The sequence below is a fragment of the Arthrobacter sp. NPDC080086 genome (assembly GCF_040702285.1).
In genome coordinates this window covers 74,900-91,184 of the sequence record NZ_JBFBKP010000006.1, presented here as the reverse complement: position 1 = coordinate 91,184, position 16,285 = coordinate 74,900, and the positions used below count along the sequence as shown (strand labels likewise).

General features: G+C 62.1%; 11 protein-coding genes. 5 read left to right on the top strand and 6 right to left on the bottom strand.

Features of this window, described 5'->3' with window-relative positions; genetic code table 11:
* The first annotated feature begins 63 nt into the window (after window positions 1–63).
* The 3 genes from radC to AB0305_RS04415 all read left to right on the top strand — a co-directional run bounded on the left by radC (window position 64) and on the right by AB0305_RS04415 (window position 4,251).
* Window positions 64–570 (top strand): DNA repair protein RadC, encoded by a 507-nt coding sequence (radC, locus tag AB0305_RS04425; protein ID WP_366171754.1) that lies wholly within the window; start codon window positions 64–66, stop codon window positions 568–570.
* Between the two features lie 612 nt (window positions 571–1,182).
* The gene (locus AB0305_RS04420; RefSeq protein ID WP_366171752.1) at window positions 1,183–3,063 is read left to right on the top strand and encodes a ParB N-terminal domain-containing protein; all 1,881 of its coding nucleotides are present in this window, start codon (window positions 1,183–1,185) and stop codon (window positions 3,061–3,063) included.
* 567 nt (window positions 3,064–3,630) lie between these two features.
* Window positions 3,631–4,251: a hypothetical protein gene (locus tag AB0305_RS04415; RefSeq protein WP_366171750.1), complete on the top strand. Its 621-nt coding sequence runs from the start codon at window positions 3,631–3,633 to the stop codon at window positions 4,249–4,251.
* A gap of 311 nt (window positions 4,252–4,562) precedes the next feature.
* On the opposite strand, the gene AB0305_RS04410 is transcribed toward AB0305_RS04415, so the two are convergent.
* Window positions 4,563–5,096 (bottom strand): hypothetical protein, encoded by a 534-nt coding sequence (locus AB0305_RS04410; RefSeq protein ID WP_366171748.1) that lies wholly within the window; start codon window positions 5,094–5,096, stop codon window positions 4,563–4,565.
* Between the two features lie 353 nt (window positions 5,097–5,449).
* On the opposite strand from AB0305_RS04410, the gene AB0305_RS04405 reads away from it, so the two are divergent.
* Together AB0305_RS04405 and AB0305_RS04400 are read left to right on the top strand one after the other, a co-directional pair.
* Window positions 5,450–5,809 carry a hypothetical protein gene (locus AB0305_RS04405; RefSeq protein ID WP_366171746.1) on the top strand — a complete coding sequence of 120 codons (360 nt, stop codon included), beginning with the start codon at window positions 5,450–5,452 and terminating at the stop codon, window positions 5,807–5,809.
* A 7-nt stretch (window positions 5,810–5,816) separates the two neighbouring features.
* Window positions 5,817–8,918 (top strand): LPD7 domain-containing protein, encoded by a 3,102-nt coding sequence (locus tag AB0305_RS04400; protein ID WP_366171744.1) that lies wholly within the window; start codon window positions 5,817–5,819, stop codon window positions 8,916–8,918.
* Between the two features lie 278 nt (window positions 8,919–9,196).
* On the opposite strand, the gene AB0305_RS04395 is transcribed toward AB0305_RS04400, so the two are convergent.
* The 5 genes from AB0305_RS04395 to AB0305_RS04375 form a co-directional block, all read right to left on the bottom strand.
* Complete coding sequence (locus AB0305_RS04395; protein WP_366171742.1) at window positions 9,197–10,549, bottom strand: hypothetical protein; 1,353 nt, start codon at window positions 10,547–10,549, stop codon at window positions 9,197–9,199.
* Between the two features lie 254 nt (window positions 10,550–10,803).
* Window positions 10,804–14,109: a hypothetical protein gene (locus AB0305_RS04390; RefSeq protein ID WP_366171740.1), complete on the bottom strand. Its 3,306-nt coding sequence runs from the start codon at window positions 14,107–14,109 to the stop codon at window positions 10,804–10,806.
* Window positions 14,110–14,265: 156 nt separating this feature from the next.
* The gene (locus tag AB0305_RS04385; protein ID WP_366171738.1) at window positions 14,266–14,613 is read right to left on the bottom strand and encodes a hypothetical protein; all 348 of its coding nucleotides are present in this window, start codon (window positions 14,611–14,613) and stop codon (window positions 14,266–14,268) included.
* 221 nt (window positions 14,614–14,834) lie between these two features.
* Complete coding sequence (locus AB0305_RS04380) at window positions 14,835–15,218, bottom strand: hypothetical protein (RefSeq protein WP_366171736.1); 384 nt, start codon at window positions 15,216–15,218, stop codon at window positions 14,835–14,837.
* A 119-nt stretch (window positions 15,219–15,337) separates the two neighbouring features.
* Window positions 15,338–16,255: a hypothetical protein gene (locus AB0305_RS04375; RefSeq protein ID WP_366171734.1), complete on the bottom strand. Its 918-nt coding sequence runs from the start codon at window positions 16,253–16,255 to the stop codon at window positions 15,338–15,340.
* Between the last annotated feature and the right edge of the window lie 30 nt (window positions 16,256–16,285).

The following is a 16,285-nucleotide window of genomic DNA, read 5'->3' as shown; positions in this document are numbered from 1 at the left end:
CTTGCGCTGCGCCGTGATGGCGACGGTGCCGGGCAAGTCCGCCCGAGCAACCGGAGCAAGACCATGTCGCAACATTCCATCCCTCTTCATGCCGCGCTGTCGGTGCGTGACGACCAAGGGTGCTATCAACTCGCGACGGCCGACCAGATCCTGGAGGCCGCGCGCCAGGTCATCGACCGCAAGATGGCGCGCGGTGCAGCGTTCAGCGCGCCAGCTGCGGTCAAGCAATACCTCCAGGTCAAGCTGGCCGGGTTCGAGCACGAAGTCTTCGCGGTGCTGCTGCTCGATGCGCAGCATCGGTTGATTGAGTACGTCGAGATGTTCCGCGGCACGATCGATAGCGCTGTGGTGCATGCGCGCGAAGTGGTCAAGGAGGCGTTGCGGCACAACGCGGCGGCGGTGATCCTGGCACACAACCATCCGAGCGGCAATCCCGAGCCGAGCAGTTCGGACAAGGCCCTGACCCTGCGGCTGCGGGACGCACTGGCCTTGGTCGAGATTCGCATGCTGGACCACATCGTCGTAGGAGGTGATCGGACGGTGGCGTTTGCCGAACGCGGCTTGCTTTGACGTTGGCGGGGCTTCGGCCCCTTTTTTGCGCCCTGAGCGCAGCCCTCCGGCCGGCAAGCGGCCTGCGCGGCGTCATCAGCGGTGCCCGTCTCCCGCAATGGATCAGAAAGAAAAAAGGCCCAAGCAAACGCTTGGGCCGGAAGTCCACCAAGGAGGTGGAGGAGACAGGCGCATTATCGGGGGATTTTTGCTGCACTGCAATATTGTGTGCCTTCGATGATCTGCCGTCGTTGTTTCCCATCCACGCAGCATCGCAGATCGGATCGGCCATCCAGTGCCGCTCGGATTCCAGTGCGGGCCTGCGGCCCGCAATAGGCGCTCGCCGCGCGGCGTTGGCCAGCGGTGACGGCGTGCCTTGCGCGCCATTCTCCCGAGCCCGTCGCCCTTATCCGGGACCGTAGTCAACGCCAACCAGGCGGCCAAGGGTTCGCAAGCCGCGCAAAGCGCGCCCTTGTCCACCTGGCCGGCGTTGCCTCCTTGGGTCCCAGGGCGACGAACTCAGGAGAACGGCGGCAAGGCTGACAGGCCGCCGCACCGCCTGGTCAACCTGCCCACGAGGGGGCTCCGAATCTAGGAGCCCGGTAGCACGACAACCTCTTATGGAATCCCATCATGCAAGAACACCTGACCACCGTACCGCTGTCCCGACTGCTCGAATCCGAGGCCAACGTCCGCAAAGGCGTGCTTGATGAGAACCAAGTGCGCAGCCTTGCTGCGACCATTGCCACGCATGGCCTGCTGTATCCGTTGCTCGTCACCGAGGTAGCGCCCAAGGGCCGAAGCAAGAAGACGGGATACGCCGTGGCCGCTGGCCGTCGCCGCTTTGCCGCGCTGCGGCTGTTGCGCGACGAAGGCAAGATCGATGCGGACTCCGCCGTGACGGTGCGCATCGTGGCCGACGAGAACGCCGCCGAGCTATCGGCGGTCGAGAACACGCATCAGCCGATGCATCCCGCCGACGAATACGAAGCCTTCCGCCGCATGGTGGACGAGGGTGCCGGTGTGGAAACCGTGGCCGCGCACTTCGGCGTATCGGTGGCCGTCGTACAGCGCCGGTTGAAGCTGGCCAACGTCGCCCCGGCGCTGATTGCGATCTATCGCGAAGGCGATATGTCACTGGAGCAACTGATGGCCTTGACGGTGAGTGACGACCATGCGGCACAGGAGCAGGTGTGGCATGGCGCGCGCTATCGCGCGCCTGAGTCGCTGCGCCGTGCGCTGCTGGGTGAAACGTCGATCGACTCGGACTCGCTGCTGGCGACGTTTGTCGGACGCGAAGCCTATCTGGCGGCCGGTGGCCGTGAACAGGTGGACTTGTTCGCGGATCACGGCGCGCACTGGATCGATGGTGCCTTGGCCCACCAGCTGGCCGAAGCACGTCTGGCGCAGCAAGCCGATACGATCCGTGCGGAAGAGGGCTGGGCGTGGGCCGTGGCACTGGTGCAGCCGGACTACGCGACCGTCAACGCCTACGGTCGTGCACCGAGGGCATGGCGAGATGCGACCGAGGCTGAGCAGGCTGCGATGGATGCCTTGGACGAGCGCCAAGAGGCCATCGAAGCGCAGATGGAGGCGTTGGAGTTGTCCGATGACGAGGGGGCTGACGAGGCCTATCAGCGCCTGTCGGATGAACTGGAGGGCATCTACACGGAGCGCAACGAGCGCGAAGCCGCGTTGGAGACGGTCGCCGACAAGACCAATGTTGGCGTCATCGTTGCACTGCGCTCCCACGGTGTGGAAGTCATTCGAGGCGTGATCCGCCCGGAAGACCGCAAGGCTGCAGCCAAGGCGGCGCGCGCGCAGGCGCGCGGCCCGGCAGCTGCGTCCGATGGCGGCAATACCGATCGCCTGCCCGCGATGCCCGAGAAACTGGTGCGCGCGCTGACCGCGCATCGCACGGCTGCCTTGCAAGCCATGTTGATGGAGAACCACCACGTGGCGCTGGCGGGGCTGGCCTTCACACTGGTGACCGATCTGGCCCGCGAGGTGTATTACCGCTGCAAGAGCGGCGTCGAGGTGTCTGCCAAAAGCGTGGCGTACTCCATGCACCTCGCTGATCCCAGCGTGGAGCAGTCGCGCGCGTGGCAGCAGATCGATGCGGCGCGGGCAGCGTGGAGCGAGCGCCTGCCGGGCGAGCAAGACGCGCTTTGGGCGCACCTGTTGGCGATGCCGCAGGACGAGTTGATCGCGCTGCTGGCCCACTGCACGGCGCTCACCGTCGATGGCATCCAGTCCCGCTGTGGCGCGCATTGCACCGATGCACTCGCGCAAGCCGTCAATCTGGACATGGCGGACTGGTGGAGCGCGACGCCCGATGCGTACCTGAGTCGGGTGCGCAAGGCCGATGTGCTGCAAGCGGTGAGTGAGGCCGTCTCGCCTGCGGAAGCCGTGCCGCTGGCGTCGATGAAGAAAGGGCCGATGGTGGAGGCCGCAGGGCGCTTGCTGGAGGGCAAACGCTGGGTGCCGCCGCTGCTGCGCCAGCGCGCTGCCTAAAAAAATACCCCAGCGATAGAGCCGGGGTGAGATGAGAGTTTGCGCGCGCAGAGCCATCTGCCGCGCACAGGCCACAGTGTAGTGGCTCGCGCCGTTGCCTGCAATTGTTCGCTGCCTTCTTGGCCGGTTGATTTGCCAACTGAGCGGCCATGTCCTCTGCGCTGTGTCGTGTCGCGCATCCCACCGCTTACGTGGATTCCAGTGCGGGCTAAAGCCCGCAATAGGCGCTCGCCGCGCGGCGTCTGCCAGTGGTGTCGCCGGGCACTACCGCCGTTCCCCTGAGTTCCCCGCCCTGTTGTGGACGGTAGTCGACGCTTGCCACGCCGCAAGGGTTCGCTTCGCCGCGTACTCGCCCGTTCGGTGCTCGCCCCAAGGGGCTGCGCTCCGCATGCGGCCTCCGTGCGCGCCCTTGCGGCGTGGCAAGCGTCGCCTCCTTTGTCCACAGGGCGAGGAACTCAGGGGAACGGCGGCAGCGCTGACAGGCCGCAACACCACCTGACAAACCTGCCCTGGAGAGGGCTCCAAATCTAGGGGCCCGGTAGCTAAAAACCAATGAGAGTACGAGCAATGAGCCAACATTACTTTGAAACGACCTACCTGAATCGTCCGGTGCGTGTCACGCTCGGCTGGGATCGACCCGTACAGCACTATTACCTGACGGTTGAGTATCTGGATGCAGACCGGTATGTGTATTCCAACCTGCAGGAGCGCAAGCCGTTTGGGTTCAACCTGGACGACTACCGCAGCAAGCTGGAGACGCTCGGGATCGCCGTGCCGCAGAGCATGTTCGTGCAGGCGCAGAAAGACCGCGCCGATAACGCGGCCAACCGGTACGTTACCCACGGTGAAGACGGCACCTTTTCCGAACACTTCCTGGGGGCCGCACCGGCAGGCGTAGAGGAGCGCCGGGGGCTGCCCTTCAAGCTGGGCACCGTGGCGATGACGGCAGGGTGTTTCGAGTTCATGAAGGAGCGCGCGCTATTGCCGGCCGTGCCTGCCGCGCTGGCTGCCCGTCATGCGATGGGCGATTGGGGCGATATGTGCGAAGAGGATTGCGAGCGCAATAACCGGGCGCTGGAAGAGGGTGGCCGTGTCATGTCGAGCTACATGGTCGGCAGCCGCAAAGTCTGGGTCATCACCGAGGCTGACCGAAGCGTGACCACCCTGCTGTTCCCAGACGAGTACTAAGCCGAGCGGGGCGCCACCCTAGGCGCCCCTAGGGCGGGCCAAGCCCGCCCACCCTCGCGGCGTGACGGCTACGGCTGGATACGCCGCGAGCGGTCCACCTGGCATGCCGGTTGGCTTGCAGTGAAGGGTAGTCAGGCAAGGGCAACGCTGAAGTTCGAGCGCTGCCAGTCCAACCCGCTACTCGGTCTCGCCAGACGCGCTAGACGCGCGACAACCGCCCAGACGCTGGCCTGTGCTCCCGGTTCCCCAGAGGGGCCCCCTGTGCCCTTCGATTGCGGCGCGGACACTCCTGACGCTGGCCGCCTGCCCTGCTATCCGCTCGCCGTGGTTGAAACGGCCCTGGTGCCCCCTGCCGCCGCCTGCTCGCGTTGCAGGCGTTTGCGCTCTTCCTGCTTGCGGAGCACTTCGGCCAGCGGATTCGGTGGCTCTGCCTGGAACTGGCGTGCGTACAGATCGCGTATCTCAGCCTTGCTGAGCATCGGATTTTCCGCAGTGAGTTGCTTTGTGGTCTTGAACGGAATTGGACTGGCGACGGACTGCGGTGCCCCGGCTTCGGGCGCATGGCTGATTGCCGTTGCCGGAGCTTCGCTGGCCACAGTGACCGCAGCAGGCTGCACCTTATGCAGATGTCGCCCAATAAACGCATTGAGCGTCGAGACCGCGACCGATACGTCGTTGTGCGCCAAGAAGTCTCGAATCTGCGCAAGCGAGCATCCGGCCTCCCGGAGCAGCTTGATTTCCGCCGCCCAGGGCGACAGCTTCGAGCGCTTCGATGCTGGCGTGACCTGCTTCAAGAAGTCAGCGGCACTGAGGCGAGACACCTGTCTGGCGAGTTCTGAGGTCATATCGACTAGATTCGATGCTTATACGTATACCAATCGGTATGTTTCTGGCATTGAGCGGTATCTATTCGGCGGAATTCTAATCTATTCGATTCTTCGAGGGTCACTGTCCGATCAGTGGACGGCCCTGTACGGTGAGTGTTCGGTGAAGGTATCAGGAGGGAGGCACGTATGATATGTTTACGCGATGCTCCGCATCCCGTAAAATATCCCCGTGCCAAAGGGGCTCGCCCCTTTGAAACCCCCGCGGCCAAAGCCGCGTGGAACCCGCCGCCAGACGGCACTCCGCGCCTCCGTTCATGCGTTGCGCGACGCGCCTCTGTCCTGCCCGTCACCCCCAACAAGAAGGCCCAGCGATGCCCAAACCGAAGACTGAAAGTGGCCTGTCCAAGCCGCTCAGCTTCCGGCTTCCGGTGGCGGAACGTGAGGCGTACTTGGCCAAAGCTGCTGCTGCTGGCCTCAACCCTTCGGAGTTCTTTCGCCAAGCCGTGCTGACCAACCGCACGGAGGTTGTCGCCCGCCTAGCGACCACGCCCCACCGTGACCGCTTGTTGTTCATTTTCAGCAAGGCGAGCCGCGACATCGAGCAGCTCGCGCGCCAGGCCTGCGCCGACCACGAGCGTGGCGCCCTGTCCGAGGAGACCTACCTGCAGATGCTCGACCGCCTGCAGCTGATTGGGCGGTATCTGAAGGCCACGCTGGCCAACGTGGATTGAGCCGCCCATGCTGATTCGCGTCCGGCACTACCGCGAGGGGGTCAAGGAGTACCTGGAGAAGGGCCAGAAGCAGGGCCGTGAATTCACGCGCGACGAGATGGACGAGCGCGTCATCCTTGCTGGCGACCTGGATCTGACGGATGCACTGATCCGGTCAATGGAAGACACCGACGGCAGCCGGTACATGACCGTCACGCTGTCGTTCAAGGAGGATGAGCTACCGCGCGAGGTGCTGGCTGAGATCACGCGCGACTTCGAGGCATTCATGTTCGCGGCCTACCGGCCGGACGAGTACAACTACTACGCCGAAGCGCACGTCCCTCGCCTCAAGAGCTATCCGGATCAAAAGACGGGCGAACTGGTGGAGCGCAAGGTTCACATCCACGTCGTGGTGCCGGCGTTGAACCTGCTCAGCGGCCTGCGCCTCGATCCGTTCGGCAGGTACGAGCAGCAGGTCCGCTTCCTGGAGGCCTTCCAGGAACACGTCAACGCCAAGTACGGTTTGGCCAGCCCGCGCGACAACCGCCGTGTGGCCTTCAACGATTCGTCGGAGATGATCAGCCGCTACAAGGGCGACACGTTCGACGGGTCGAACCGCGAGCTACGCTCATCGATCCTGGACGCCCTGCTGGCGCGGGACATCACCCGCTACGAAGATTTCCGCGCGCTGTTGTCCGAGTTTGGCGAGGTTCGCACGCGCAATGCGGGCGGTAGCAACGAATACGAGAACGTAAAGCTTCCGGGCGCGGCCAAGGGCGTCAACCTCAAGGACTACGTGTTCTCGCGCGAGTTCGTTGAGCTCAGTGCAGAAGACAAGCGCGCAGCGATGGGGGCCCGGGTGCAGGCGGAATACGTCACGCCTGGCCAGCCGCGCAGCACGCCGGCCGTGTTTCGTGAGGCACTGGCCGAGTGGCACGCGGTGCGCGCCCGTGAGGTTAAGTTCCTCAACAGTGGCAGTCCGTTCTACAAGATTTACCGAGAAGCGCCGGCGGACGAGCAGCGCAAGCTGCTGGCCGAGCGCGAGTTTCAGTTCTATCAACCCTATGGAGGTTTGGATGGCAAAGCAATCGACAGAGGCGAGCGCAGCGGATACGGCGAGCGGGATGCCTGGCGTTGGGCCGAACGAGTACGTGGACAGGGATGGGGTGATCCACACCCAACCGCCGACCACTCGCGGGGAGTCGAAGCGCAGCGGCCAGGCGAACGTGACCGGGGAATCGGGCACGGGCGTGGTGGCGCTGACGTTGATGCAGATCGACCCCTCGCGGCGCCCGAATCCGCAGACCGTGTGCGAGGTCTGCCCTTCGGCGGTGTGGATGGCCACCCCGCGAGAGTTGAAGTGCTATTGCCGGCTGATCCACTACTGGAGCTGGGAGTCGACCAAGCCGAACGAGCTGACGCATTGCGACGGGCTGGCGATCTCCCTGGAACAGGAGCAGGAGAGAGAGGCAGCGTAAGTCCGTCTGCCGAGGATCTCGCTTGGCGGTTTTTGGCGGCACGGATGTACGACGCCTACCAGGCGGGCGGCCCTGCAGAGCGGGCGCGCATGGGGGCCGCGAGCGCGACGAAGTTCACGCAGTACCAGTTTGCGCCGCCGCCCGGTGCGGCTGGGACGCCAGCACCGTTCGGGCAGCGGCCTGGGCCGCGCAACCTGGCTGACATCAAGGGATTCGATGCGATCGGCTCGCTGCCGTTTGACCCTGCGCGGTCGGCTGCCGGATCAAATGCAATTAACAGCCAGACCGTTAGGGCTGACGCACCTCCCCATTACTTCCAACCGCCGTTGTCCTGGCCAGCGGCCGCCGGCGACATTGTGGTGCCGTTCAACAGCCGGGCGCGTCCGTCGACCGGTCGCGAGGCCGATAGCGTGCTTGACCAGCTGGCGCGGGATCTGTCGGAGCGGCGGGCCGCTGGCAGTGACATCGAGCGCGCCGAATTCCGGGAGATCAAGGCGAACCTGGATGCGCAGCGGCTTCTGGATACGCTCTCACGCACGCATGGGCTGATCGTCGACAAGTACGCGGTCACCAAGGGCGCAGACGGCGGTGATCGCATCCGTGCCGGCACGCGCAACCTGAACGTGTCGGATTTCCTGACCAAGGAATTGAATCTGTCCTGGGCGGACGCCGCGCAAGTGCTGCGTTCGACGTATCGGGCGCAGACCGGCCGGGAGATTGACGCGCCGTCACCGCAGCGGCCGGAGCCGACGCCGGCGCTGTGGCGCGAGTTCATGCTGCAGCGTGCGAGCTTTGGACAGGCCGACCGTGCGGTGTGGACCGCGCAGCTGCAGAGCGAGCGTGAACGGCGCGAGACGAACCGGTCAGCATTCCGCGCAGCGCGTAACGGCATCAGCGAGGATACAAAGCTGCCGCGGGCGCGGATCAAGGCGGCGCTGTCGATGGCGCGGATGACGCGCGTGGAGCTGGAAACAGCGCTCAGCCGCGCGATCACCGCCGAGCGCGATACGCTGCGCGCGTCCCGGCCGTCGCAGGAGGATCGCTACCTGGCGTATCTCGCCGCTCGTGGCCAGCGCGGCGATACCGCAGCGCTGTTCGAGCTGCAGCGGCTGCGCCCACAAGAGCCGAGCGAAGATCCGCGCAGCCTTACGATCGGGCCGGCACGCCCGGTGCAGCCCAATGCGATCTTGTATGACGGCCCCATCATCACGCACCAGGTGCAGCGCAACGGCGACGTGGAGTATCAGCGCAATGGTGCTGCGTTGCTGGTCGACCAGGGCAAGTCCGTGCGGCTATGGCAGAACGATCAGGACGCGATCGAAATCGCCCTGCGCCTGGCGCAGCAGAAATTCGGGCCCGTGCTGCAGCTGTCTGGCCCGTTGGAATTCCAGATGGAGGCAGCGCGGGTGGCGGCCGATGTGCGGCTCAACGTCGAGTTTGCTGATAGCGCAATTAACCGCGTATTCGTTGAACGGAGGGCTGATCTGGAGGAACTGGCGCGGCGTGCGCGTGAGCCCTCGGCCGTGTCGCAGCCCAGCCGATCGCCGGACAAGCCAGAACCGACTCCCAGCCCACAGCAACCGATAGGCGACGCGCACGAACGTGGTCAAATGCGTTCCGATCCGGAGCCTGGGGGCGATATCGAGCGTTAGCAGCGGCGAGCATTGCGCGAACAGCGCGTGCATCCAAGTTCCCGCCTTTTGGCTCGCAGTGGCCGCGCCGAGAACACGACCTTCGGACGCACCGAGGGGATAGCGCTACGCCCAATCCTCGATGGCACGGTTGTTGGCCATCCTTCAACGCTTCGCATTGCTCAGGGCTCCAAGCGCAGCATTCAGAACTTCGAACGCTCGGTACTGCAGCCCAAACATTACGCATGATTTCCGCCTGATGCCCACCCGTTCAACTCAACCCGAATTGGACAAGTGAGCTAGGGCAGATGCTGATTCAGAAAGGTGTGCGTTAGTTGCTGGCGGAAGAACTCGGTATGCCACACGTCGCCTTGCTTTGCGCCAGGCGTCCCGAAATCCAGCAGGCGCGATTCCGGAATGTCTGGCATCGGCGACGCGACTCCGGAGTACGGCACAACCAGATCATTGTCGACCTGCATGAGCAGCCTGTCCAACAACACCCCAGCCTTCAGCAAATTGGACTTTGCACTGTCGAAATCCGCGCGTGCGCCAAAGATTCCAGCCTCCGACATGATGCTGTGGACCTTGTTGAGATCGCTGACCAGGGGCGAGTTGGTAGCCAACTGTTGAATGCTTTGCAGGTTGAACAGGCTCGAAACCAGCAGGCGCGCTAGACCAATCACCAGTGTCAGGCTAAAGCATGGCGAGCGCGAAGCAAGCAAGGCGGCCATGTTGAGAAAATTGCGAAGCGAGTCGGGGTCGGCAAGCTGCGATCCCTGATTTGCAGCGGCCACAAAGATCACCTTGTTCACTGAGCGGATCTTGCCGTTACGTGCAGCAACGATGCTCTGCAGGTCTGCACTGACGCCGTCATTTGGTGCCGGGTCGGCAAACATCGACCGCGTGATCAGGCCGCCTCGGCTATGGCATACGACATCGACGTCCCAGTTGGCGTCATCGGGAATGTCGCCCAGCAAATCCAGCGCGTTCTGGAGTGGTGTCTTGCTGATCGTCCAATGATCGTAGCCGAATACATTGCCGTCATATGCTTTGACAAGGCTGCGCATGGTCGAGCTCGCCAATGGATCGCCCAAATCCTTGAAGGCGCCTTCGATGGAGCTGAATATGCCGTGGATGAACAGAAGAACCCGCTTGCCGTTCGCAGCGGCCAATTGTCCATTAACCGGCGGCGATGCATAACCGTTGGCGAGTGCGACGAAGCCTTCCTTCCTGCTCGCCGCTTCAATAGCGTGCGCTGCCTCGTCGATGGCGGCGGTCACGAGGTTTTGCGGAATCTTCAGCGCGGTGCCGACCCACTTTTCGGCGTCGGATACTGCGGCAGCCAGTTGCCTCGGGAGCATAAATCCGAAATTGTGTGTAAGGCCGTCGTCCTGCACGACAGGCTGTCCGCCTTGCACTGGAAAAACGAACTGCACGACACCGGTATCGGTGTGCTGCAAGACCAAGAGGTTGGCTCCATCAATGTCCTGCGTTGGTGCTCCGACAGTCAGGCCGAACTCGGATGTGACCGGATGCTGGATCGCGCTCAGCTGAATGTTTTGAGCAACCACCTCTCCATTGTCCTGAGCAACGGAGAGGGCGTCACGCAGTTCTTTGGACTTGATCGGATCAAGGGGAACAGGATTGGACATTGCGACTCCTTTCCGAACACGAGGAAACGTTCGTGAAGTGAAACGGGCATGGCAGAAATATAGTCACTCGCGAACGGAAAACGAGGTGTGGCGCTCCCCTACTGAGGGAGTAATCTGAATTTGTGGGGGAAGACAGGTTAAGGGCACGCGGGCAACCGCCATTGCCAAGTGAACCGGACCGCCGCGACATGTCGCGCGGCGATCCCGAGTCTGGCGACGACATCGAGCGAATTCGGCGCCGCCAACGCGGATATTCACAGACTGCTTTCCGCTGTCAGCAATTCCTTCTGTTCGCTGGCCAGGTGGTGTCGGCCATCCCAGATCGCATACAGCCGACCGACCTTGCCTTCACCTCGCTCATAGGCAGAGAACGGCGTGCGAATCTCTCGTGGGGCTGCTCGCCACGACGTTTCCTCAGACGACGGTTGGTGGTCGTACTTGTAAGTACGATAGGGAATCGATCTGCGCGTCATGCGCTTGCGAATATCCTCCTCCAACGCGTGCTGATTCGATAGCAGGTGCATGCCATCGCTATCAGGATAGGCCACGCAGGCCAAACCATTGGCCTCCGCAATGTGGACCGCGGCATCGAAAAATGAGTCGACGATGGACGGGATGGAATGCGTCGTGCCAATTTCCCCGACTGGATTCAGCGCGCGAATCACAAGGCTGGGAGTGGTCGGGTCGATGGTGGGTATCACTTCAACGTAAAGCAGCGCCATCCCCGCCAGCCGTCTGGCAACTGGGTCCACAACCAACAGATGTAGTTGGCGGGCTTCGCACCACATTGCGGTGTTTGCCCGGGTACAGAGGTTGGCGGCTTCTTTCGCGAAGAATGCCGCTGGGGACTTCGAAATGATGGCCGTCAGCGGAGTTACCAGCGTCTCGCTGCCATCCTCCTTGAACTTGATTCGCTCACGTTTAACCCAGCGACCATAGATCGTGATCGCGCGATCTTTCGTATGAAGAATGGCACGCTTGAGCCAAACAACCGTGGACTCTTCTCCTTGCCGGGCCACGCCGAGCCTGCCTGCAAGGTAACCACAGTCGCTTTCGCTGAAGCGCGAGACGAACCGATTGACCCGTGAATTCACTGCATCGGGCAAGCCAACCAAAAAGTAGCTGAGCAATGCATCGACGTGTTCAACAGCTGTCACGCTCTCCGGGTCCATATGAAGGAGCGCGTCGAACTCCTGTTGGCCCCATTGGTCGGCAACAGAGTCGCCGTACGCCACGGCCATCAGCACCCCGAGGTGCATCGAGAATGACGCGGGATCTGCTGCGGTTCCCTTCGCCATACGCCGAGGCTTGAGGTTCCGGCAAGCGTCCTCCATCTTGCCAAAGTTCCACTCGCGGAAACGCATGGCGCATTCTGAAGCGCGCACCAGCGCAAACACGTAATCCCGACTAAGCGGTTTGCCGTCCATGCGCCATTTGACGTGGCGCCAGCGCATCGCCAGAGGAGTCCTCACCTGAAGCGCTTCTACATCGGCTTCCCGGCCGACAACAGCCTGCCAACGCGAGCGGACCACCTCAGTCGTTGTGCGGTAGACCATGGCGACCGCATCGGCTTCCAACGGGGTAAGGGGCACGGCAGACGGACCGCCGCCGGCAAGCAGCGTGTCCATGATCGGCGTCAGCTTGCCGAGCGCGTCCTCCAGTGCCGCATCTGAATGCCATAGGGCTTGCAGCAGTGTTGGAAGAACAATGCCACCCGTGCGAATCAACAGTTTGGGCAGTAGCGGAGCAAGCGCCGCCCTCTCTTGATCGATCGCGAGCTCCCTCGCGGCCCGGTAGGCCCCCTGATCGGCTTCGCTGCTCTCGTAAGGGAACCGCCCGAGCTTGAGTTCGACTTGATTGGAGACAGCGTGGAAAATGCACGACTGATTTCCCCCAAGCTGGCTGAAACTGCGACGCTCGAAAGCGTCATCGATCAACACCTCGTCGACGGCATCATGGCTGCCCCAATACCGGTAGCCCTCAATGCCCATGGCGTCATGGTAGTACCAGTCGCGCAGCGCCTTGAGCGTTCGCAATGCTCGTTTCTCGACGAGGTTGCGTAAGAGGGCGGGCCCAAGGCGTACAAGTTTCGATGCCTGATGCAATGCATCCAGGTTGGGCATTGGCACAGCACTGATCAGATACTCGTACGAACTGAAATACCCGCTTGCACGGGCCCCTTCCAGCCATTTCACCACGACGTGAACCGACTCGTCTCTGACGCGATCGCCCAGCAGGGTCAGCCACGCGTCAAGGTCCGAGCCATCCGATTCCCTGTATAGCGGCTGGAACGCTAGTATTTCTTCTGGCGTCCGAAAGCCGTGCCGGCCGAGCATCAGCAAGTAGCTGCCCAGATCGCCGCCAACTGTAAGGTAGCCCTTGCATGTCGCGAGCTGTTCCATCGTCAAGCGATAGGGCGGCGCGGCCAGCAATTCCAACTCAGCGGTGGGCGCAGGGAGATGCTCGATTTTTCCGACGTCAAGCAACATCTTCTGGCACGCTGCAATGGCCACGCTACCAGCATCCATGCCGACCAGGCTACGCGTCAGCTCCCATGACGGTTCATTGTCTGCATCGAGGGTTTTCTTGAAAAGCCCACTATCCACGCAGACATCAACCTGCGCACACTCCAGCAGGTATTTCCACCGTTCTGTGGGCGCGGTCCACAGCTGTTTCTGCACCTGATCAAAGACGGCGGCGATATTGTCGACCCCTGCCGCTTGCAGAAACTGCAGGTTTGCGCGTAGCCGAACCGGATGGAGGGACCAAAGGTGGTCGTAGAGAGCTTCCACCATGCGCCCTCGATCCACGCCATGAGGGGTCAACTGTCTGATCGTGGCACGCAATGCCCGCTCGCGCGCGAGTTCAAATTCGGTCCGCCCATAGCGATCGCGGCTGAGCAAGGAGATCCACGCGAAATCACCTGGTTCGCGAACCACACCCTCTTCCACGAAGATCATCAGCAGCCGGGCTTCACCGCGCCAGATCGGTGTCCGACAAACTTCCGCGATTCGGGCAATTTCCTTCAATCCGACTCGAGCCATCGCCTGCAGCGCGACAATGTCCACGCACCAGATCCGCTTTATATCCTCGACTTCGCGAGCACCTCTCAAATGGCGCAACGCGAAATCCGCCACTTCGCAGTAGTGAAAGTCTTTCGAGAGCGTCCCTTTCAGGAAATTCTTATAGATGTACCACCGCCCTTCTGGCGTCCGAACGGGGCGAAGTAGCTTGCGTGCGCTTTCCAAGTTGAAGCGCTCAGGCAGGAAGGCCTGTCCAAGCTGCCTCAAGCGGCTATACCCGCTTGGCAGCAGCGGTGCCGCCACCGGAATTCCCAATGCGCGCCGCACGTGTGGCTCCCAGGACGGCGACGTCTCCAGCAGCCTGGCAACATGGTCTGCAACGTATTCCCGGTATTTCCGAATCCGCACCCTCTGCGCGTGCAGGGGATGAACGTCGTCCGCGACCCGATATGCTGCTGTCCCCTGAGTGGAAGTCGACTTGCACTTCGAGAGCATCAGGCTGCGAAAGGCGGCGTACGACAGATCGTCGTGGGTCACGGGAAAGCCCTTGGTCATTCTTGGTGCGGTTAGAGGAGTCCTTGAAACGCTATCGGCATATCTCGCCTCAGCTTCAGATGACTGAATTGTCTAGATCACTCGCTTTAGTGCAAATGAGCGAACGGCGCTGGTGCGTAATTGGCACCGCTTGCCGCCCTACCCAGCAGACCGCTCTCGCTTCCGCAGGCGCTTCGTGATTTCGTCAAATGCGGCAAGTTTGGCTTCGTCCGATGAGCCGTACCCAACCCCCTTCCAGCTGACGCCTTCTTCCTCCATCGGACTGACGATATAGGTCCAAGACCGCCCGCTGAACGCAACAACGACACGATTGCCATCCGCATACAGGGTGGAACGGCCATCCGCCGTACGCTTCCAGGCCCGCGCTAGCCAGCGCGTCCGCTTCGTCGACCTGTCCTTTTCAGATGAGGCTGTCTTCTTCTGCTCTGCAGCCGGGATTTGCATCGTTGCCGCACACTGCACATCGACCCGGATAGATCCCTTCACGTTCGGGTGCTCCAAAAGATGGGAGACACCGCGTCGTACAGCGTTACAAGCTGCGCATAAGAACTGTTCGCGCTTCCGTCCTTCCACTGCGATACGCGTCCATCCGTGTAACGGGAGACCAGGTCTAACCCATCGCCCGTCTTTCCAAATCGCGGGATATCGCGTCCCATCCTCACTTTGAAGCTTCATGGTTGCCCTTCTTGCCCCGTAGGGGGGGCGCGTCAATCTGGCGTCGTGCCATGGACGATCACGACACCGTCGCGGCTCATCTCGACATAAACGTTGTGGCCACTGAATTCGTAGCCTTCCCCACTGGAGCTGTGCATGTAGGACAGCACGCCACCGCCCTCAAAGTGCAATGTGTGGGAAACGGTGTCGCAGACGCGAGCAATGTGGTGTTGGGTGACCCGTGAAATATCTGCCACACTCAACGCCCGAATAACGGGCAATTTCCCCTCGATGCTGCCGTCCGGCCCGCAGCTGACCGCAATGCCATTCGGGTTCGTTACGGAATAGCCGCCATCATCGTGCTCGATGCGCACACCGTCTTGGATATAGACCACGTCGCGTCGGCTCGAGGTTGATGGATTCTTTTCATGCGGCATTGACGGAACTCCAGACTGGTCGGGATTCCCTTTGAGCCCTGCTCTCCGCTAGCGTGGCGCTTGCCCGGTTCGAAAACAGCGGCAGGCGAAAGTCGCCAACACAGACGCGATGCACGGCCCTAGTGGCTCTTTCGGTAGGCCCACTTGGCGAACACATAGCCGCCGAGTGGCGTTAGCCCGAACTGAATGGCCAGGGGTATCGAATACGCATACTGGCCAAACTCCCAATTGCCTCCAATGAGGTATCGGAATGCACCCCATGAAACCACCGTCGCCAGCAAGAACGTCAAACCTGCTGCGAGCAAAGCCCGGGTAGGCTTCACGAGTGGCAACGGTGTCGGCAATCCGCGCTTTGCGCCCCACCAGGTCAACCAGCCCAAGCCGCCGGCGACGAGGAACGTCAGTGCTGCGGCAAACGTTTCGTCTTCCACGTTCAGGCCCAATCGCACGTACACCGGAAGAGCGCCAAGCGGCAATATCTGTAGACTCCCGTAGGCGACACCGATCATGCTTGCAACGCGCAGCCTGTGATCTTCTCGTGAGACGCCCGCCACGGCATGACGACGAAACAGTCGCGCAACGACCGTCCAAGAGAGAATGATGGCCACAAACGCCGATGCGCAGCTCTCCCAATGCACGAGCCAAACGATCCCCATCAGGCTGAGATCGGGCATCAACGGCCGAACGGTTGCGTCCACCAGCGCGCCCACGAGCGCGTCGAACAGCCAATACCCAGCGACAAACGCGGCCAAGACGGGCCAGTCCGGCCGGTAGGTCAATATTCTTCGATTCTCAAGGCTTCGCTGGACGACGAAGAAAGTGGTTCCTGCCACCAGTGGAACCACTTGCGCATCACTCCAAATGGAGACCGGGATTAGTGACTCCTCCCACCCGTACCTTCCAGGCGTTAGCGAATCAAGGAAAGCGTAGGCCAGCCCCAGCATTTTCAATGCGAGGAGCGTGAAGGTGGCTTTCCAGGGGAGCGTGTCGAACCGCGATGGTTGTGGTTCTGCAGAGCTCAGTGTGGTTTGTGTCATTTTGCGCGCGGAGAAGTCCGGCGCGCCGAC